This window comes from Bacteroidota bacterium, from assembly GCA_016721765.1.
GTDB lineage: Bacteria > Bacteroidota > Bacteroidia > UBA4408 > UBA4408 > UBA4408.
Genome location: JADKHO010000004.1, coordinates 144,714 through 164,761, shown reverse-complemented (window position 1 = coordinate 164,761; position 20,048 = coordinate 144,714). Strand labels below are relative to the sequence as shown.

Annotated in this window: 14 protein-coding genes; 4 read left to right on the top strand and 10 right to left on the bottom strand. The window is 37.6% G+C overall.

What is annotated here, in order from left to right; genetic code table 11:
- Positions 1-36: 36 nt before the first annotated feature.
- The 8 genes from hydA to kdsA all read right to left on the bottom strand — a co-directional run bounded on the left by hydA (position 37) and on the right by kdsA (position 12,886).
- Entirely contained in the window at positions 37-1,419 is a 1,383-nt protein-coding gene (hydA, locus tag IPP32_14780; GenBank protein ID MBL0049348.1) for a dihydropyrimidinase, read from the bottom strand.
- 59 nt (positions 1,420-1,478) lie between these two features.
- Positions 1,479-6,431, bottom strand: a complete 4,953-nt coding sequence (locus IPP32_14775; protein MBL0049347.1) for a T9SS type A sorting domain-containing protein — start codon at positions 6,429-6,431, stop codon at positions 1,479-1,481.
- Positions 6,432-6,557: 126 nt separating this feature from the next.
- A complete protein-coding gene (locus IPP32_14770) occupies positions 6,558-6,992 on the bottom strand; it encodes a nucleoside deaminase (protein ID MBL0049346.1) in 435 nt (144 codons plus the stop codon).
- A 55-nt stretch (positions 6,993-7,047) separates the two neighbouring features.
- Positions 7,048-8,517 (bottom strand): NCS1 family nucleobase:cation symporter-1, encoded by a 1,470-nt coding sequence (locus IPP32_14765; GenBank protein ID MBL0049345.1) that lies wholly within the window; start codon positions 8,515-8,517, stop codon positions 7,048-7,050.
- An 80-nt stretch (positions 8,518-8,597) separates the two neighbouring features.
- Positions 8,598-9,881, bottom strand: coding sequence for a thioredoxin family protein (locus IPP32_14760; protein MBL0049344.1), 1,284 nt, complete (start codon positions 9,879-9,881; stop codon positions 8,598-8,600).
- Between the two features lie 74 nt (positions 9,882-9,955).
- Positions 9,956-11,014: a VOC family protein gene (locus IPP32_14755; protein ID MBL0049343.1), complete on the bottom strand. Its 1,059-nt coding sequence runs from the start codon at positions 11,012-11,014 to the stop codon at positions 9,956-9,958.
- Between the two features lie 262 nt (positions 11,015-11,276).
- A complete protein-coding gene (locus tag IPP32_14750) occupies positions 11,277-12,074 on the bottom strand; it encodes an SDR family oxidoreductase (GenBank protein ID MBL0049342.1) in 798 nt (265 codons plus the stop codon).
- The gene (gene kdsA, locus IPP32_14745) at positions 12,074-12,886 is read right to left on the bottom strand and encodes a 3-deoxy-8-phosphooctulonate synthase (protein ID MBL0049341.1); all 813 of its coding nucleotides are present in this window, start codon (positions 12,884-12,886) and stop codon (positions 12,074-12,076) included. The genes IPP32_14750 and kdsA overlap by 1 nt, the downstream gene beginning before the upstream one ends.
- Before the next feature lie 174 nt (positions 12,887-13,060).
- On the opposite strand from kdsA, the gene IPP32_14740 reads away from it, so the two are divergent.
- Entirely contained in the window at positions 13,061-13,501 is a 441-nt protein-coding gene (locus IPP32_14740; GenBank protein MBL0049340.1) for a DUF2177 family protein, read from the top strand.
- Between the two features lie 26 nt (positions 13,502-13,527).
- On the opposite strand, the gene IPP32_14735 is transcribed toward IPP32_14740, so the two are convergent.
- Both IPP32_14735 and IPP32_14730 read right to left on the bottom strand, forming a co-directional pair.
- Positions 13,528-15,006, bottom strand: coding sequence for a magnesium chelatase (locus IPP32_14735; GenBank protein ID MBL0049339.1), 1,479 nt, complete (start codon positions 15,004-15,006; stop codon positions 13,528-13,530).
- A gap of 184 nt (positions 15,007-15,190) precedes the next feature.
- Positions 15,191-16,285: a hypothetical protein gene (locus IPP32_14730; protein ID MBL0049338.1), complete on the bottom strand. Its 1,095-nt coding sequence runs from the start codon at positions 16,283-16,285 to the stop codon at positions 15,191-15,193.
- A 210-nt stretch (positions 16,286-16,495) separates the two neighbouring features.
- On the opposite strand from IPP32_14730, the gene IPP32_14725 reads away from it, so the two are divergent.
- The 3 genes from IPP32_14725 (at position 16,496) to IPP32_14715 (ending at position 20,006) form a co-directional block, all read left to right on the top strand.
- Positions 16,496-17,968, top strand: a complete 1,473-nt coding sequence (locus tag IPP32_14725) for a CoA-acylating methylmalonate-semialdehyde dehydrogenase (protein ID MBL0049337.1) — start codon at positions 16,496-16,498, stop codon at positions 17,966-17,968.
- Positions 17,969-18,070: 102 nt separating this feature from the next.
- A complete protein-coding gene (locus IPP32_14720; GenBank protein ID MBL0049336.1) occupies positions 18,071-19,426 on the top strand; it encodes an aminotransferase class III-fold pyridoxal phosphate-dependent enzyme in 1,356 nt (451 codons plus the stop codon).
- Positions 19,427-19,535: 109 nt separating this feature from the next.
- The gene (locus tag IPP32_14715) at positions 19,536-20,006 is read left to right on the top strand and encodes an ORF6N domain-containing protein (GenBank protein ID MBL0049335.1); all 471 of its coding nucleotides are present in this window, start codon (positions 19,536-19,538) and stop codon (positions 20,004-20,006) included.
- The last annotated feature ends 42 nt before the right edge of the window (positions 20,007-20,048 follow it).

The window sequence follows — 20,048 nt, the reverse complement described above, 5'->3', positions numbered from 1 at the left end:
AAAAAATACTCAGAATTAAACTTTAGGTAAATCTCACTAAATCACCAAAGAGCTTTTTCCACGTTTAATAAATTTTCCGTAGCCTTTTTTAACTTTGGTTTCGCCTTTCTCTATCACTACTTCACCGCGCAATAAAACGGTTTCGCATTTACCGGTGAGCTCCATTCCTTCATAAGCGCTATAATCCACATTCATGTGGTGTGTTTTCACGGATAAGGTATGTTTTTTAGCAGCGTCAACTAAAATTAAATCAGCATCACTTCCAATTCCAATGGTTCCCTTACGGGGATACATCCCAAAAATTTTAGCAGCATTGGTGCTAGTAACCTCCACAAATTTATTGAGTGAAATTTTTCCTTTGTTTACACCCTCGCTAAAAAGTAATTCCATACGGTGCTCAATGGCAGGATGGCCGTTCGGAATTTTACTAAAATCGTTTAATCCCATCTTTTTTTGCTCCCACATGAATGGACAATGGTCGGTTGCCACTACTTGAACAGTTCCTTGATTAATTCCGGCCCACAAACTGGCTTGGTCTTTCTTCTCCCGCAAAGGAGGACTCATGACATATTTGGCGCCATCAAAATTTTGTTCGTATAGCGAAGCATCTAGTAATAAATATTGAATACAGGTTTCTACAAATACTTTCTGATTTCGTCGCGCTGCATCGCGGATGTGATTTAGAGCGCCTTCGCAGGTCATGTGCACTACATAAGCAGGTACACCTGTATGAAAGGCCATATCGGCAAAACGTCCGGTGGCTTCAGCTTCGGTAATTTCGGGTTGGGATAAATAATGATAGAGCGGTTCCATTTTACCTTCGCTGCGGTGCTTCGCAATTAAGAAATCAATCATGTCGCCATTGGTTGCATGCACAGTTACCAGGCCACCGCATTTTTTTACTTCACCCATCAATCCAACCATTTGGCGGTCATCGATCATCAAGGCTCCTTTATACGCCATAAATGTTTTGAAAGAAGTGATTCCTTCCTCTTCCACCATTTGTTTGATTTCCTTTTTTGTTTCTTCGTTAAAATCGGTCACGGCCATGTGAAAGGAATAATCGCCAAAGGCATTTCCATTCGAACGACCTTGCCATTCGCCAAGTGCATGGTGCAAAGACTTTCCTTGCGTTTGCAAAATAAAATCAATCACCATGGTAGTGCCTCCATGCAAGGCAGCATTGGTGCCGGTGCTGTAGTCATCGCTCGAAAAGGTTCCCATAAAGGGCATGTCGAGATGCACGTGCGGGTCAATTCCACCCGGCATAACAAGTAATCCACTTGCATCAATAACGGTATCGGCTTTCATGTTGAGGTTTTTTCCAATACAGGAAATCGTTTCACCTTCAATAAAAATATCTGCAATGTAATCTTCAGATGCAGTAATAATGCGGCCGTTTTTTATAAGAGTGCTCATTGTTTTAGTATTGAGTATTGGGATATGAGTATTGAGATTTTGGTACTACAAATATAATTTTAGTTTAATTTAATTAGCTTTTTTCGGATTTCTTTTTGGTTTTGTTTAATAGCGATAAAATAAATTCCTTCGGCCCAGTTTGCTGTGCTAATTTCGCCAGAGCTTTCCAATATTTCTTTCTTTTGATAAATGATTCTTCCGCTTATGTCAAAAACAGTAATTGATTTTTTGAAGTTATTGCTGAACTCAATTTTAATTTTTGAACTAAACGGATTTGGAGAGATGGTTATGACTTCCTCAGGGATCTGCTCTTTTATCCCGACAAGGCTGATATTTATGGCTACATAACCTTTATTATTCAACTCATTCGACTCAGCTAGTAATCCGGAATAATCAGCTATAAACAAAATAAAGTAATTTCCGGTATCGGCTTGTGTTGGAATAGTAATTGCTTGATTTCGTATTTCTGAAACACCTGCAGCTAACGCACTTCCTGCTTTCACAGAAAGCAAAATATCAAGTGAATCAACCAATGTATCTTTCGAAAAAAAATAAGTTAGGTTACTGGAAGAACAATAAATGTTTCCTAGGTTTTCAATTGAAAGTGAGCTGTTAATAATACTTCCGGCAAGGAGCCAAATGTTTGAAAGCGATGGTGCCTTAATAGTTAAATCGACAATTGGAGCACCAATTATAATAGGAATAGCACGAATATTATTGCTCTCATTATCTTCGTTAACCTGACTGCTGTCGTCTACAAAAAACAAAATAAAGTAATTGCCGTTAGTGGTACTTGATGGAATAGTTAATTGTGTGTTTTTATAGGAATATGAGCCGGCCTCAATAGGTGTATCAAAAGAATGAGTCAGAAATAAATCACCGGTATCAAATAAAGTGTCGTTCGATAAATAAAAGCCCACTTTGCTGCTCTTTACTTTATTATTGCTGTGGTTATATACTTCAGCATTTGCTACTAGTGTGTATCCTGCAGCTACTGCAGAATTACTAAGCGTTGTGGTATTAAAAGTTAAATCTACCTGAGAAGGATAAACATAGAGTGGAAGATAGGTACTATTATTTGATTCATCAGTTTCAGGAATGCTATCGTTGTCATCTACTTTAAAAATCAAATAATAATTTCCTTGAACGGTTCCTCTGGGTATAATCGGCATTCCCGCAAAAAAATAATTACCGCGCGTACTTAGTAACTTTATGTCAGCGCTATCAATCAATGTATCAGATGATAAATAAACTCCAACTTGGAGATTTGAAAGTTGGTTTGCCGATTTGTTTTTATATATACCGGTAACACCGATTTCGTTTCCGGCAACACAGGTTTTCCTTTTATCAACTACCCAGTAAAAAGCCAAATCATTGCTGGTGTCGGGAACAATAAATGGCATTGCCAACAAATTGTTAGTTTCATCTGACTCGGGATCTTGATTTCTAAAATCGAGTTCGGTAATTAGATAATAGTTACCCGGGGAGACTAAGGAATCTAAATAAAAAGTTGAATTACTAATTGAAAAAACGGTGTCAAGAAATACATCTCCAGCGTCGAATAATGAATCAGAAGAAAGGTATACTGCAGTTTTGCCCGAATAAATAGGATAGTTTCCAACATCGGCAGATGCAAAATTATCAATCCTGCAAAATTTTGAATTATTATAATTGTAATAAAGTACATTTCCTGAAAGCGTAACCAAATCACTGTATCGCGGAGCTAGGTGAATTGGAAAGCTCACCGCATTATTTAACTCGTTTGATTCGTTTAGTCTTTGCGTGTAATCCGCTACAGAAAATACAAAATAATTTCCGGAAGCAATAGTTAATGGCACGTTAAATCCAATCGAAATTTGCTGGATTGAATTTGCAGGAATGTTCAATTCCACGTGACGTTTTCCAATAAAGGTGTCTGTGCTGTCAAGTTGATTATCGGGTGAAAGAAATAATCCGACCCAACTTGAATCTTCGGTAAGGTTACCATTGTTGTTAAGGTAAGTATCGAAATTAATATAGTAGGGACAGTTGGTGAGGTTGATGGATGAAAAAGTTAAGTTGGTTAGTTCTAAATCACTTAGTGCTGTATTTATAAGAATTGTAAATCGTGCTATATTGTTCTGCTCATCTGGCTCAGGTATTGCATTTGAAAAATCGGTTTTTGCGAAAATATAGTAGAGGCCACTGCTTAAGGTTAACGGCAATTGAACATACTTTTCAAACTGAAAGCTTTTGCCTCCTATCATTTTTCCAACGCTGGTAGAGTCTAAAAAAATATCGGAACTGTCGAGCGTATCATCCATCGAAAAATAATAACCAACATTTGCGGAGGCAGCGGGAAAGCCACCTTTATTGTGGAGTGCACTAAAAATTAGTCGCACTTGCCCACCCGGTCTTGCTTTATTATTATAATTGTAATAATTGGTTTTCAATTCGAGGTCGCATGCCGGAACAGAATCAACACATGAAATGAGTGCACTATAAGAAGCACTGTACTCCCAACTGGAATGCCCATTGCACAAAATGGTGAGTGTGCCGCTTGAATTAGTTGAATAATAAGTTCCACTGTAATCCAGATTTTCTTCTGATAATTTTTCAATAAGAGGAGCCGAAGTATCTGACCCGTCATACAAGTCAAACTTGTTTATAAGATACGATAGGTCAATGGACTGAATCGCAATATGATTTCCCGGTACGCCAGGATTAATTGTCAATATTCCATTCGAGATATTGATATCATAATCCGAAAGATAAGAATTACAAGTTGTTAATGTATCATGCCCCATATCTGGAATAGAATCGTGGGTGAGTGTTCCTGAATAAACGTATATCGGAAATGCCGCTTCATTATTGTTTTCATTCGTTTCAGCAATTACATTTCCGTAATCGCAATAAGCTAAAAAGTAATACACTCCAGGAAGTGTATTTGTTGGTATTTTTAACCAATGAAAAGCTTGTGTTGCAGATGAAAAAAGTAAGGTAGCACTGGTATCGATGTGGCTCTTTTTTGAAAGATAATAATTTGTTGTAAAACCGGTATTGGGTCCATGATTTTCCAAATTTCTTAGAACAATTGTTACATTAATCGAATCTCCCGCTTTGATAGTGTTATGAATATTGGTTTGATATGAATCTATCGTCCAATCATTTTCAGGAGCTACTACTAAAATAGAATCCACTAGAATATTGTTGAATTCATTTGTTTCTTGCACACTGTCCAATGCATCAATCACAGTTAAAATGTAATATTTGCCATAAGGTAACCAGCCGGGGATACTCCAATTCAGAAGCGAAACATCTGTTTTTTCAAAAGATTGAAGGGGAGCGGCTTTTCTGTAAGTGATTAAATTATCAGTGCTATCTAACTGTTTGTCGAGCGAAATAAAATAGCCTGCTCTTGTACTGTCAAACGGCACATTTCCGGCATTGTAAAAAGTGGTAGTTATAGCGTAACCCTGAAGATTTGTGCAGCGGTAGTTGCCGCTTTGATGAGCATAAAATTTTAAGTCAGTAAAAGGTGTATCAACGCTAAAGTGTATGCTGTAGGTGTTATTGTTTTCATCCGTTTCAGCAATGGCATTTGCGCCGTCTAGTTTAATGATGATATAATAATTACCTGTTAAAGCAGAACTTGGAATTTGCAGAATTGCATTCTTTGCCCAATATGGATTAGAAGCAGACTGGCTCGTTAAAGGAATATCTGAAGCATCTAAAATACTATCCACCGAAAGGTAATAGCTATCAGTAGAACCCGGATTTGCATTCGTTCCAAACTGAACCGGATAGTAGGATACTTTTACATTTCCTCCGGGTGCAGTGTTTAATTTGCTGATACTTGCCTTGTTTAAGTACAAATCTATATTGTTTTTAACAAGTGTTATTGGTCTGAGTATACTGTTGTTTTTCTCATTGCTCTCAGTGATTAATAAACTATCATCTATCACAGCAATCAATTGATAGATACCGGGAGACAATGAGTTCGGTATTAATAAATTATTGTTTGTTACATTATAGTTGCTGTAGTAAAAACTACTGCGCCGCGGCATTGGAAGGGAGCCCAGTTTTATATCATTAGCATCAAGGTCATAATTCAAGGATAAATAAATTCCAACATTTATACTTTGATGCAAATCATTATTCCCCATATTATAGGCACTTACTTCTACGCTAATCATATCACCGGCTAAAAACGGATCTTGTGTATAAACATTAATTCCTACCAAATCAATGAATGATGAATCTATCAAGATAGGAAGCGCCATAGTATTATTGGATTCATTATTCTCAGTTACTACATTCTGATTTTCAATATTTATAATTGAATAATAATTTCCGGGAACTATATTGGGAGGATAAGAGTTATAAATCGGAGAAATTGCGCTTTTATTTTCTCCAATGCTAAGATTGCTATCTATTTCTAACAATAGGTCTGCACCATCTAAAACGCCATCTGTTGATAAAAACGTGTGGCAACTTATTGCTGTGGTATCTTTGCCATTGTTGCAAATTTGGTAAGAACTTACTTGGTTGTAGAGGTTTGATTCTAAATTTTTATAAAGAAATAAATCAGGTAATGCAGAAGGTGCTATGCATTCAATTGCAGCCTCAAATCCTAAACCACCTAACTCCCAATCAGTAAAAAAATGCAGCGTAATTGCGCCACTCGAATCACCCGAGTAAACTGTTCCTGGTGAATTCGCGAAAAAATATTTTCCAATTAACTGTCCGCCATTTCCAATTCCACTCCATATTTCAAGATAATCGGAATTGTCATCTGTACTGAATTGAGAAAAAGTGAGCTTTATTTTATATCCGGGAGTTGTAGGATATATAATCAAAGTCCCATTTACATCATCCAGATATCCGAATTGTGTATTTATTCTGTCTTTCAGTGTTCCAGAGCAAGTGTAAACTGTGTCGGTACCTTGATAAGGAACAATAAATTGAGCTGAAGTAAATTTGCAAAAGAGAAAAGCAGGGAGAAAAATTAACAATTGTAATTTTTTTATCATCCGCTGAAATATTTTGGTGTCTTACAAAATTAGTATTTAATTGAGAGTAATTCCCTATGTACCAAATTATTATTCTTCTATTATTGCAAATCATTTAACAATGAAATTAGCAGCAGTGGAAGAACTTCAATCCACCCCAATATCCTCATTCCAAAGCTCCGGCTTTTCAGCGATAAAGTTTTTCATTAAAGTTTTGCAATCTTCCAAATTCATATCTATTACTTCCACGCCATGTTGCTCCATAAATTCCTTTGCTCCACTAAAGGTTTCGGATTCGCCTGCGTATACTTTTTTAATTCCAAATTGAACTATGGCACCTGCACATAAATAGCAAGGCATAAGTGTGGAGTATAAAGTTGTGCCTCGGTAAGAGCCGATTCTACCGGCATTGCGCAAACAATCTATTTCGGCATGCGTTACAGGATCACCGTCTTGTACTCTTTTGTTGTGTCCTTGTCCAACTAGTTTTCCATCCTTTACCAAAACAGAACCAATAGGAATACCGTTTTCTTTTAAACCTTGTCTTGCCTCATCAATGGCAAGTTGCATGAATTTGTCCATAATGTTACCTGAATAGAACGCTGATTATTTAAGATGATTAAGATTAATTATGATTTTACTGTGCTTGTCTTTTCATTAAAATTAAATACACCAATCCCGAAACAAAAAATCCAACAAACCAAGCATAATTATACAGTTGAGAAACCCATTCTCCGAACACATTTACATCAATAACTTTAATGGTTACCAAAAAACCGGGTATGTTTGGAACAATAGCCAGGAGCAAGGCGATTAGGGCATTCCTGTTAACTCCATTCGAATATTTGTATTGTCCTTTTTGCGAATACAAGTCATTTACATTCAATTCTTTTTTTCGAATAAAAAAATAATCCACAATCATAATCCCACCAATGGGACCAAGCAAACTTGAGTAGCCAATAAGCCATGTAAATATGTAGCCATTTGGATCTGCAACTAATTTCCATGGAAAAATTAAAATCCCAATAATTCCTGTGATGTAACCGCCGGTTTTAAAATTAATTTTAGCAGGAGAGAGATTGGCAAAATCGTTAGCCGGACTCACAATATTAGCAGCAATGTTTGTAGCGAGGGTGGAGATGGTTACAGCAATCATTGCAAAACTCACCAATAATTTGCTGTCGAATTTTCCGGCCACTTCCAAGGGATCCCAAATGGTTTTGCCATAAATGATAACGGTTGCAGAAGTAACTACTACTCCAATAAATGCGAACAAAGTCATACTAGGAGCTAGGCCAATACTTTGTCCAACTATTTGTGCCCGTTGACTTTTAGCATAACGTGTAAAGTCAGGAATATTCAACGAAAGTGTTGCCCAAAATCCTACCATTCCGGTTAAAGCAGGAAAAAAGAAATGCCAAAATTCGGTACTGCTTGCAAATTTACTGGGTTGGGCAAGGATAGGACCGAGGCCATGCCCAGCATTTATGGCCCAAAATAAAAGTGCTAATGCAGCTGCCGGAAGAAAAAATGCTTTAAATACCAATAGTTTTTTAATGCTATCCACACCCAGATAAACCACATACATATTCAATAACCAAAAAACAACAAAAGTGATAGCCGGTCCGGTTTGTAGACTAAAGGAATCCGGAAAAATTTGCGGCAATGTATCAACAGCAGGAAACCATACCCGAAGCATCAAAAATAAGGCATATCCACCAATCCAAGTCTGGATTCCAAACCATCCACAGGCAACAATGGCGCGGAGTATGGCAGGAATATTAGCACCTTTCACACCAAAACTGGCACGTGCTAAAACCGGAAAAGGGATACCGTATTTTGCTCCGGCATGACCGTTCAAAATCATTGGAACTAGCACAATTGCATTGCCTAAGAATATAGTCAAGATTGCTTCCCACCAATTCATTCCACCTTCAATTAAGGAACTGGCAAGCATATACGTGGGGATACACAAACTCATGCTGATCCATAATGCCGCGTAGTTCCAGGTTCCCCAAGAACGCTGGTGCTGTGAGATAGGAGCAAGGTCTTCGCTAAAAAGTCCCGAGTTTTTTTTATCCTCTGTAAGTTCGAATTCTTGTTGCATATTTTTTGTTAAAGACTAGAATTGCCTTGTGTTTACTGCAACGAAATTTAGAAATAAATTTTAGCGAAATGAAATATTCTTCAATATTGTTCGGGTAGCCATATTTTATCACCATGCTTCATGCGTTCAATTTTACGCAGATAAATTGCTTTTTCAGCATCCTTTTTTTCGGATAAGGAAACTGCTTTTGTTTCTATTAGAATGGCTTTATTGGTATCTCCGAGTTTGTAAACTATGCCGGCATAGGTGTCGTACCAAGCTGCAAATGTGCTGTCGAGCGAAATGCATTTTTCCATTAATTGCTCGGCAAAAGCAAGGTCGGATTTATTCTCAGCATACAACAAATAATTCCAGGCAAAAGTGTTGATGCGTTCCGCCAAAGCAGGGTTTGAATTTTTAGGTATTGCGGTAAGTCTGTCAAAAGTTTGGTGGCAATAGGTATTCATTTTAGCTAAGTATGCACTCCAGTCTTTTATTTCCAAATAATATTCCAATTCATAATCAATGTTTTCTACCTGCCTGAGATCTATTGGTAATTCAGTATTTAATTTTAGGATGAATCTTAAATTGCTTAAATTTTTCTCAGCGGCTGCGTGTTGAATTCCTGTTTGCAAGGAATTGTAATAAAAGCTTCGAAGAAAATTCGCATCAAGTTGTAACAGGCTTTGTACCACAGCACGCTTGTCTAAAAAATACATATAGCTTGCTTTCCCTGCAATAATAGTAGGAGTAGAGCGTACCCATATTTTTAAATCGGATGTATCTGAGATAAACTGTGCATCCGTGCAAGCTGCAAAATAAGCATCCATTGCCTCCGGAGAAATTTGGTTACCGGAAAGCAATGCTATGTGCAATAAATTTTGAATGCTTTTTATATTTTGTTTATCGGCAGCATAACGGGAAAGGGCCTTCTCGAAACCGTGTGGGTCTTCCAGCATTTTTAAGGCATTGTCGGCATAAAGCATAAAATTTGATTTGGGCAGTACACCTTCAAATTTTGCAAGCAATTCACCTTCCGAATTAATAAATATCCCTGTAGGATAGCCGCCTACCGAAAACTTCTTAGCAATAATTCTACCTTCAGGTTTTTCGGCATCTACTTTTAAATTTACAAATGAGGCATTAAATTTAGTTCCGACTTCTTTATCGGTGAAAACTGTTTTTTCGAATTGTTTGCATGGGATGCACCATACCGCGTAAACATCCATAAAAATGGCTTTGCCACTCTGTTTGGCTTGAAGTTTAGCTTCCTCAAAATTGATGTTTTTAAAATCAATTGCTAACGCTTTATCAAGCTCTTGTGCATAGCTTATGCTCTGAGACAGCTGCAGCATAAGCATCATGAAAAAAAAATGCTGTTTCATATTTTGGAAATAGGGCATAAGACTATATGAGCATACAATTACTATAATTTTCAACTGTAATTGATTTACCCCGCTTAATCTTTCTTCCTGCTAAATTTCAACGATTTGAGCATCCAATCCGGAAGCGGCTTGTTTTGATCGCGTTTAGAAACATTAAGGTACCAACCAATTTTCTTTAAAATGGGAATGCGGTATGTTTCTACAAATTCAATGAGTGTGCCGTCGGGATCTTCTATGTAGCTGAAATGTCCGGCTGCTTCCCCCATATCAAAAGAAGTATTGCTATCGATGGTAAATGGATAACCGTGTGCTGCAAAGTTTTTTTCCAATTCTTTCATGTCGCGCACATCAAAACTGAAATGTATAAATCCGGCATCTCCCCAGAATCGGTTTTCAAATATTTTGCGTGCAGGACGGTCAAGCACCTGCACCAATTCAATCTGGCTAGAGCCTAACAAACGACTAAAAGTTCCTGAATTTTCAACGGTGCGTGAAAGCAATACTCTTCTGAATTTATGCTTTCCTCCCGGCACATCTGCCCAATCCTCAAAAACTCCTGTACTATCATAAATCACTTTATCGTAACCCAAGAGTTCACCGTAAAACTTCATGGCGCGTTCCATGTTGCTTACCCCAATATGAGCTCCGCAAACTCCCCCGGTTAAATGCTTTTCTTTTCGAAACCATTCATATCCCGGCACCACTTGAAAAATATTTCCAAAATAATCTTTTACTAAAAAATAGGTGCTTCCTGATGGGTCTTTCTTAAGTCCTCCAATTAAATCCAAATTCTGACTTTTAAAAAGAGCATAGGTTTCCTCCACATTTTTACATTTGATTCGGGTAATAAAAATCCCATGATCGCCTAATTGTATTTCAAATTTTGCAGGATCGGTAGTTCTGCTGGTAAACTGCCATATTTCAAGGCCACTGCCACCTTGCAAGTTTATGGCCATAATAGCACTCCGCGCGTGCACTACACCGCCGGTATAACGTGTCATCAATTTTGCTTCAGCGCTATCTTGAAATACCGGAATATCCATTCCGAAATTTTTGCGGTAAAACTCCCATGCTTTCTGCACATCCGGAATTCCAACCCCCACTTGCTGTACACCAATTATGTTTTGTTTCATATTTTATAGTATTGAGATTTTAGTATTGAGTATTGAGTATTGAGTACAAAGTACAGAGTACAAAGTATTAAGAATAGTTCAAATGTTGTAGGTTAATTACTGCAATTATAGTAGTTAAGGATTCATTTTAATTTGTTATTTGGCAACTTGTTAATTGTGAGTAAGAGTTTCAATCAATAAATCAACATTTCTCCAAATTTTAAAAATCAGCAAATCAGCAAATCAGCTTATCAGCTAATCAGCTAATCGGCTAATCAATAATTCATTCAATTTTTTGCCTTTTCATAATCCAAGTAAACAAACCCGGAAAAAAGCGCTTAATGTAAACGGGAAGAATTTCTTTTCCTCCAATAAATATTTCCTCTTTTTCGCGGTGCATCCCTGCGATAATTTTTTTTGCACAATCTTCTGCACTTACACCATTTGCTGTGCTTTCATCCATCTTACCAAATTTTTCACCTTTGCCGGTTAAGGCATTAATTGAAATATTAGTTTTTATTTTACCGGGACAAATTAATGAAACTTTAATATTGTTTGCTATGACTTCAAAACGAAGCGACTCAAAAAAGCCATGAAGCGCATGTTTAGTAGCTGCGTAAGAGCTTCTTAGGAAAAAGCCATATTTTCCGGCTACACTGCTCGTGGCAACCAAGTATCCTGAGTTTTGAGCAATCATGTATGGAAGTACGCTTTTCGTTAGTGCAATGGTGGAGAAATAATTGGTTTCAAATAAGAGCCGGTCCACTTCAAGGGAAGTGTCTTTAGCCCAGGCACGTTGACTAACACCCCCATTATTGATAAGGATATCAATTTTACCGAAGTGTTGTATTACTTTTTCAGCGAGGCCATTGATGTTAGCGGCGTCGGATAAATCGAATGGCAATAACAAAATGTTATGCAGGTTTTCGGGGCAATTGTTTTTTACCCGTTCGAGTTCTTCAATTCTTCTGGCACTCAACACCAATTTACATTCGAGTTTTCCAAATTCATAACACAAAGCTTCACCAATTCCTGAAGAAGCACCGGTTATCCATACAACTTTGTGTGAAAGATTCTTCATTAAAGAAGTGCTTTTCGGATTTTTATGAGCTGAATTAATAGGTTTTCCAATTTATCTAAAGGAAGCATATTGGCGCCATCTGAAAGTGCTTCTGCCGGTCGGGGATGGGTTTCAATAAAAATTCCATCTGCACCCACTGCGATACCGGCTTTTGCAATAGTAGCAATTAGCTCAGGTTTTCCACCGGTAACTCCGCTTGTTTGATTGGGTTGTTGCAAACTGTGTGTTACATCTAATATCACAGGAACATTATTTTTTTGCATTTCAGGAATGCCTCTAAAATCAACAATCATATCCTGATAGCCAAACATAGCTCCGCGTTCGGTAAGCCAAACATGTTCATTTCCGGACTGACGTACCTTATCCACTCCAAATTTCATGGATTCGGGAGCAAGAAATTGACCTTTTTTGATGTTTACTGTTTTACCGGTTTTTGCTGCTGCAATTAACAATTCGGTTTGACGGCAAAGGAATGCAGGAATTTGCAGCACGTCTACATATTTTGCGGCTAATGCTGCTTCCTGTTCAGTATGGATATCAGTTAAAGTAGGTACTGCTAATTCTTTCCCAACTTTGGCAATAAGTTCAAGTGCTTTTTGATCTCCAATTCCGGTAAAAGAATCAATTCTAGACCGGTTGGCTTTGCGATAGGAGGCCTTAAAAATGTAGGGAATTTCGAGTTGATCACAAATGGATTTTACTTTCCTACCAATTTCAAAAACAACGCTTTCGTTTTCAACCACGCAAGGTCCGGCTATTAAAAAAAAGTTACCTGATTGGGTATGGCTAATATTGGGAAGATGATTTAACATAAAAGAGTATTTATGCCTTATTTTTAGGCAGATTTATGGTTTTGAATCAAAGCGAAAGTAACAAAAATTCCATTATCGAATATTCCTGTTATCCATCGAAAAAAAAGTTCAACTCGCTAAAAAATATTACTTTTGCACTCTAGATAAAGCTCAGTTTAATCTAAAGCTTTGAATATGAAGTCGATGCTTACTAAACGTTTTTTTATTTCATGGATATTGTCGGGTATAGTGATGTTCTCACTTTCGTATTTGTGGCATGGAATATTTCTAAATGATTTTTCACAATTAAATTACCCTAAACAGGTTTTCTTTGTAATTGCAATATTGGTTTACCTCATCATATCTATGGGTATTGCGGTTGTTTATTCACACCCCAAATTGGATAGTATGAAAAAGCAACCACTGCAAAAAGGCTTGGTTGTAGGAGCAGCTTTTGGTTTTGCACTATACATGATTACCCTTGTAATTGGTGTATCATTTACCCGAACCATGTCATTGGGCAACATTATGTTTGATTGCGGTTGGCAAATGATTGAACAAGCTATTGGTGGCGCAGTTGTTGGATTTTCAAGTATTTTTGTATCAAACGAACATTTGTTTGATTCCGATATTTAAGCGAAGCAGAATATTGTCGTATAGCTTTATTTGCCCTCCTCTTCCAAATCATCCATATTAAATACCGAACTGAACATATCTTTAAATCGCAATCCCGTTTCAAGCGGATTTTTGCTCAGCTTCGAAAATTCGCTTAAGCCATGCAATACAAACTCCATCATAAATAGCAATTCAGCACCTTTAATTCCGGGTTGGTATTTTTCTACCAATTTTTTCAAACCATCCACGCGCATCAATAAATCTGAATATTCTTTGTCGCTGATATCGCTCAATAAATCCAGTTCATTCCCAATGGCAAACCAATCCATTATGAGTTGATATGGATTTTCATCGGATTTTTTCTTTAATTTTTCCGGCGATGGGAAAAGGCTGGTAAATAAGGAGCGTACAGCTTTTCCAATTAAATGTTGCGCAACAATATAAGCTCCCTCTTGTTCTCCTTCATATACCAGTTCTACCTTTCCGGTGATGGCCGGAATAACTCCATTAAAATCAGTAAGCCTTACCGAAGTGAATTTTTCATCATTTATCAAAGCTCTTCTTTCGGCAGCACTCACCAGATTTTCGTAAGCGGAAATGCTTAAACGGGCTGAGACACCACTTTTAGAATCGACATATTCACTTTTGCGCGCTTCAAAGCCGATTTGCTCTAAAATATTCAGGGCTAAGTCACTCACTTTTACTCGATTTTTTTGACTCTCCGAAAGCTTTGCTTCCTGCATGGTGATTGTTTTTGCAGTGGCTACATCCTTTGGATAATGCGTTAAAATTTGGCTTCCAATACGGTCTTTCAGCGGGGTAACTATGCTTCCGCGATTGGTGTAATCTTCAGGATTTGCGGTAAATACAAATTGGATATCCAAGGGCAAGCGTAATTTAAAACCTCTAATTTGAATATCTCCTTCTTGCAAAATATTGAATAATGAAACTTGTATGCGTGCCTGTAAATCGGGTAATTCATTGATTACAAAAATGCAGCGATTACTACGCGGAATGATGCCAAAGTGCAAAACACGTTCATCCGAATAATTTAATTTCAAATTGGCCGCTTTAATCGGATCCACATCGCCTATTAAATCGGCTACAGAAACATCAGGGGTGGCTAACTTTTCAGCATATCTATCTGACCGGTGCAGCCAATCAATAGGAGTAGCATCGCCTTGTTCTGAAATTAAATCTAAGGCAAACCGAGATAATGGTTTTAAAGGATCATCGTTTAGTTCTGAACCTTTAATTATTGGGACATATTCATCTAATAAATTCACCATGAGTCGAGCAATACGTGTCTTCGCTTGTCCCCTTAATCCCAACAGGTTAATATTGTGTTGCGATAAAATTGCCCGTTCAATATCCGGAATAACCGAATCCTCGTAGCCTACAATTCCATCAAAAATGGGAATGTGTTTCTGCAATTTATCAATCAAATTGGCTCTTAATTCTTGCTTTATCGTTTTGTACGTATATCCCGATTTCTTTAACTCTCCAAGTGTTTTTGCTTTTGTCATATTTTAGTATTGTGTAATGCGTACAAAGTAGTGAGTACAAAGTACAAAGATTTGATTTGGTATAATTCTATAATTGTTCCTTTATTAATACTTTATTGTATCCATAAATTCAGTTAAATTCGTTTTTCCGTTACGATCAGACTTTTTCGTAAATTCGTATTGATTTGTTTATAAGTAACCATCATTAACGTACTGTCTTTCTTCGATTTCGAGTATAATCTTCAAAAATATATTCGCCCAATCCTTTCAAACTGGTATAAAAAGCTTTTCCTTGATTTGTTTCTGTAAACTCCTCTACAAACTGCTGTAGGTAAGGATCTTTGGCAATCATGAACGTGGTGATTTGGATCTTTAAGCGCTTACAAGCTGCTGCTGCATTCAAGGTTTTGTTCACAATTTTTCGATCTAATCCAAAACTGTTTTGATAGTATCCATCACCTTCTTTTAAGCAACTGGGTTTACCATCTGTAATCATAAAAATTTGCTTGTTCGGATTTTTCTTCCTGCGTAGAATATCCATCGCCAACTCCAAACCCGCTACAGTATTGGTATGATAAGGTCCTACCTGAAGGTAAGGTAAATCTTTTATCTGAACTAGCCAAGCATCATTTCCAAAAACAATAATATCTAATGTATCTTTGGGATAGCGTGTTGTGATAAGCTCAGATAAAGCCATGGCGACTTTTTTTGCCGGTGTAATTCTGTCTTCACCATATAAAATCATGGAGTGCGAAATGTCAATCATAAGTACAGTCGATGTTTGACTCTTATGCTCACTCTCCACAATTTCCAAATCATTTTCTGTTAAATGAAAATCTTCTGTACCATGATTTATCTGCGCATTGCGCAAGGAATCCGTCATGGATATTTGCTCTAAAGCATCGCCAAACTGAAACGCTCTTCGATCACTGCTCGGCTCATCACCCTTGCCGGTAAAAGTAGTTTTGTGATTCCCACTTTTTGATTTTTTTAATTTTCCGAAAATTTGGTCAAGGGAAGATTGACGAATGCTTTGCTCCATTTTAGAAGACATAGTAAAAGAGCCTCCAGTCTTATCTTCATTCAAATAACCCCGTTTTTTTAAATCATTAATAAAATCACCCATTCCATAATCCGTATCGGTGAGTTTGTATTTTTTATCCAACTCGGTAAGCCAACTCAATGCTTCGTTTGCATCGCCATTGGTGTGTACAAGTAACTCTTTAAAAATATCAAACAGCCGTTCAAAGGGCGTTTGATCGGGCTTAGGTTTGTGCTTTGAAAATCTATATCCTGACATTATGGAGTGCATTTGGGGACGATAAAGTTACCAAACATTGTTTAAACAACTAAAATTAAATTAAGTTCATTTCGTATTGTCCCCTGCCGGCGGGGGACAATAAGTTTGCAATGCAAATTTATTTGGGGTTTAAAATATCCCAACAAATACTTGTCATTCAACAAAACAAGCGCTAAGTTTGTAATTAGTGATTTTACTAAAAAATAAATGATGGAAACGATAAAATTAAAATACCCTGAAGTAAAAAATTATGTTGGCGGTAAGTCTGTAAATTCTTCTTCAACCCGCACTATGGAAGTGTTAAGTCCACTTGATGGAACAGTAATATCTACAGTAGTAATGAGCAACCAAAGCGATTTGGATAAGGCAGTTGAAAATGCAAAATTAGCATTCGCTACCTGGAGTAAAGTGCCCATTAAAGAACGCGTTCAAGTATTTTTTAAATATAAAACCTTATTAGAAAGGCACCGCGATGAATTAGCGGAATTGGTGCACATCGAAAACGGGAAAACCAAGGATGAGGCCTATGCCGAAGTGGATAAAAGTGTTGAATTAACTGAGTTTGCCTGCTCTTTACCACAATTAATTTCAGGTGAATTGCTTGAAGTAAGCAAAGGGGTTGAATGCCGTGTGGAGCATTTTCCACTAGGAGTTGTTGCATGTATTGCTCCTTTCAATTTTCCAAACATGGTTCCCAATTGGACTATTCCAAATGCAATTGCTTTAGGAAATGCCATGATATTAAAACCATCAGAAATAGTTCCATTAAGCTGTATTCGATTAGCTGAATTGCTCAAAGAAGCAGGTCTTCCGGATGGGGTGTTGAATATTGTAAATGGCGATAGAGAAATTGTGGAAGCCATTTGTGATCATCCCGGAATTGATGCCGTTTCATTTGTGGGTTCTACTAAAGTTGCTAAACTAGTTTATGCCCGCTCTACGTCCAATTTTAAACGCGCGCTTGCTTTGGGTGGTGCAAAAAACCATTTAATTGTTATGCCCGATGCACATACTGCAATGACCGCAAGTAACGTAACTGCAAGTATGAGCGGATGTGCCGGACAACGTTGTATGGCAGCTTCTGCGATGGTTGCTGTTGGACCGGTAGACCACATCATCAATCAAATTTGTGAGGATGCTAAAAAAGTTATTCCAGGCGTTAACCTAGGTTCGGTAATTTCTAAAGCAGCCAAAGAGCGCATCGAAAAATACATTGATGAAGCCGAAGCGCAAGGTGCAAAAATTTTGGTGGATGGAAGAAAGACAGTTGTGAAAGGCAAAGAAGGAGGATTTTATGTTGGACCAACGGTAATCGATTTTGTTAAGCCGGATATGAGTGTAGCCAAAGAAGAAATTTTTGGACCGGTAATTTCTATAATCCGTGCAAAAGATATTGATGAAGCTTTAGCCATTGAAAATGCTAATCCGTATGGAAATGCAGCTGCTGTATTCACTCAAAGTGGAGGAACAGCACGTTACGTAATGGAAAATGCAAGTGCCGGTATGATTGGCGTAAACATTGGCGTTCCTGTTCCCCGTGAACCTTTTTCTTTTGGTGGTTGGAATGAAAGTAAATTTGGAGTAGGCGACATCACCGGAAAAAGCTCCATTGAATTCTGGACCAAATTGAAAAAAATTACCACTAAATGGAATCCGGAATCTAAAACCAATTGGATGAGTTAAAAATAGCACGCTGATTTTTTATGATGGTTATGATCTACGCAGATTTAAATCATAAAAAATCCTAATCATCTTAATAATCTGCGTTCAATACTAAATCTAACTATGGAAGCGACATTATCAATCTCCGAAAAAGAAGAAATTCTAAAAAACAACCTCGATTACACCATATTTTCCTGGAGCAAACAAGCCGGGTTAAATCCTTTAAATATTAAGTCTGCAAAGGGTGTTTACATTTACGACCGAAGCGGAAAAAAGATAATTGATTTTTCGTCTCAACTCATGAACATGAACATTGGGCATGGGCATCAACGGGTAACGGAAGCCGTAACGCGCCAAATGCAAGAGCTGAGTTTTGTACATCCTGGAATGGTTTCGGAAGCACGTGGATTGTTGGGGAAAAAATTAGCCGAGATAACTCCGGGCTCTTTGAAAAAAACTTTTTTCACCAATGCCGGTGCCGAAGCCATTGAGAATGCAGTAAAATTTGCCCGACTTTATACCGGACGCCATAAAATTGTTTCGCTTTACCAAAGCTATCATGGTGCATCATATGGTGCAATGGCGGTGGGCGGCGACCCGCGCAAACTTCCGCATGACGCACAACAACCCGGAAATTTTATTCATGTTGAAAATCCATTTTTTTACCGCTGCCCATGGAACAGTGAAACACCTGAAGAGTGCGCCGAAAATGCCGCCAATCACATGGAGCGTGTAATTAAATATGAAGGGCCGCAAACAGTTGCTGCCATTTTAATGGAAGGCGAAAGCGGTTCTAGTGGATGTATTAAGTATCCTGTTGGCTATTGGAAAAGGGTGCGTGAAATTGCCGATAAATATGGCATCTTATTAATTTGTGATGAGGTTATGAGTGGTTTTGGCCGTACCGGTAAATGGTTTGGGGTGGATCATCATGGGGTGGTACCCGATATTATGTGCTTTGCCAAAGGCCTTACTTGTGGCTATATTCCCCTTGGCGGGATGATTATCAAGGAAGAAATAATTAGCGCCTTCAACGACAAACCACTTCCATTGGGATTAACTTATTCAGCGCATGTGGTGGCTTGCGCTGCTGCAGTAGAAGTCTTGAAAATTTACGAAGACGAAAACCTGATTGAAAATGCAGCCAACATGGGACGATACATGGATGCGGAAGTGGAGAAATTGAAACAAAAACATCCTAGCATTGGTGATTATAGAAATACCGGATTATTAGGATGTATAGAATTAGTTAAAAATCGTAAAACCAAAGAACCAATGGCTCCCTGGAATGCAGGTCCAGCCGAAATGGAAATTATGAATAAAGTAGCGGCTAAATTAACGGAGCTAGGTTTATTCACTTTCGTGCGATGGAATTACATTTTTACTGCACCACCTCTCTGTATTACAAAAGCCGAAATGGATGAAGGTTTGGATATAATTTCGAAAGGGATTGCAGTGGCGGATGAGTATTGTAAATAAATTGTTCCTGTTAGGCAATAAAAATTGAGCGTATTACTTTTTCATTATTGTTAATTTGAGCAAAAATTTATCACTCCCAGACGAAATTATTCTCACCAAAATATACTTAATGCGTGGGCAAAAAGTGATGCTTGACCGTGATCTTGGAGAGTTGTATGGTATTGAAACCAAAAGACTAAAAGAAGCTGTAAGAAGAAATATAGAGCGTTTCCCTGAAGATTTCATGTTTGAGATGAGCAAGGAGGAATTTGACAATTGGAGGTCACAATTTGCGTCCTCCAATTTTTCTGATAAAATGGGACTTCGTCATGCACCATTTTGTTTTACTGAACAAGGTGTTGCCATGTTATCAAGTGTTTTAAACAGCAAACAAGCTATTGAAGTAAACATTCGGATTATACGGCTTTTTACAAAGATGCGCGAAATTCTTTCTACGCATAAAGATGTGTTACTAAAGCTGGAACAATTAGAAAGCAAAACAAACAAAAACGAAGAAGACATTCACCTTATTTTTGAAGCCTTAAAGCAATTATTAAATCCACCACAACCTCCCCGTAAAAGAATCGGTTTTAAACCTTAAACAAAAGCGCAATTTTTTTTAGCTTCGTAACCTGAACTAAAA

Coding starts and splice junctions, on each gene's coding strand:
- hydA (MBL0049348.1), bottom strand. CDS start 1,419: ATGAGCACTCTTATAAAAAACGGCCGCATTATTACTGCATCTGAAGAT.
- IPP32_14775 (MBL0049347.1), bottom strand. CDS start 6,431: ATGATAAAAAAATTACAATTGTTAATTTTTCTCCCTGCTTTTCTCTTT.
- IPP32_14770 (MBL0049346.1), bottom strand. CDS start 6,992: ATGGACAAATTCATGCAACTTGCCATTGATGAGGCAAGACAAGGTTTA.
- IPP32_14765 (MBL0049345.1), bottom strand. CDS start 8,517: ATGCAACAAGAATTCGAACTTACAGAGGATAAAAAAAACTCGGGACTT.
- IPP32_14760 (MBL0049344.1), bottom strand. CDS start 9,881: ATGAAACAGCATTTTTTTTTCATGATGCTTATGCTGCAGCTGTCTCAG.
- IPP32_14755 (MBL0049343.1), bottom strand. CDS start 11,014: ATGAAACAAAACATAATTGGTGTACAGCAAGTGGGGGTTGGAATTCCG.
- IPP32_14750 (MBL0049342.1), bottom strand. CDS start 12,074: ATGAAGAATCTTTCACACAAAGTTGTATGGATAACCGGTGCTTCTTCA.
- kdsA (MBL0049341.1), bottom strand. CDS start 12,886: ATGTTAAATCATCTTCCCAATATTAGCCATACCCAATCAGGTAACTTT.
- IPP32_14740 (MBL0049340.1), top strand. CDS start 13,061: ATGAAGTCGATGCTTACTAAACGTTTTTTTATTTCATGGATATTGTCG.
- IPP32_14735 (MBL0049339.1), bottom strand. CDS start 15,006: ATGACAAAAGCAAAAACACTTGGAGAGTTAAAGAAATCGGGATATACG.
- IPP32_14730 (MBL0049338.1), bottom strand. CDS start 16,285: ATGTCAGGATATAGATTTTCAAAGCACAAACCTAAGCCCGATCAAACG.
- IPP32_14725 (MBL0049337.1), top strand. CDS start 16,496: ATGGAAACGATAAAATTAAAATACCCTGAAGTAAAAAATTATGTTGGC.
- IPP32_14720 (MBL0049336.1), top strand. CDS start 18,071: ATGGAAGCGACATTATCAATCTCCGAAAAAGAAGAAATTCTAAAAAAC.
- IPP32_14715 (MBL0049335.1), top strand. CDS start 19,536: ATGCGTGGGCAAAAAGTGATGCTTGACCGTGATCTTGGAGAGTTGTAT.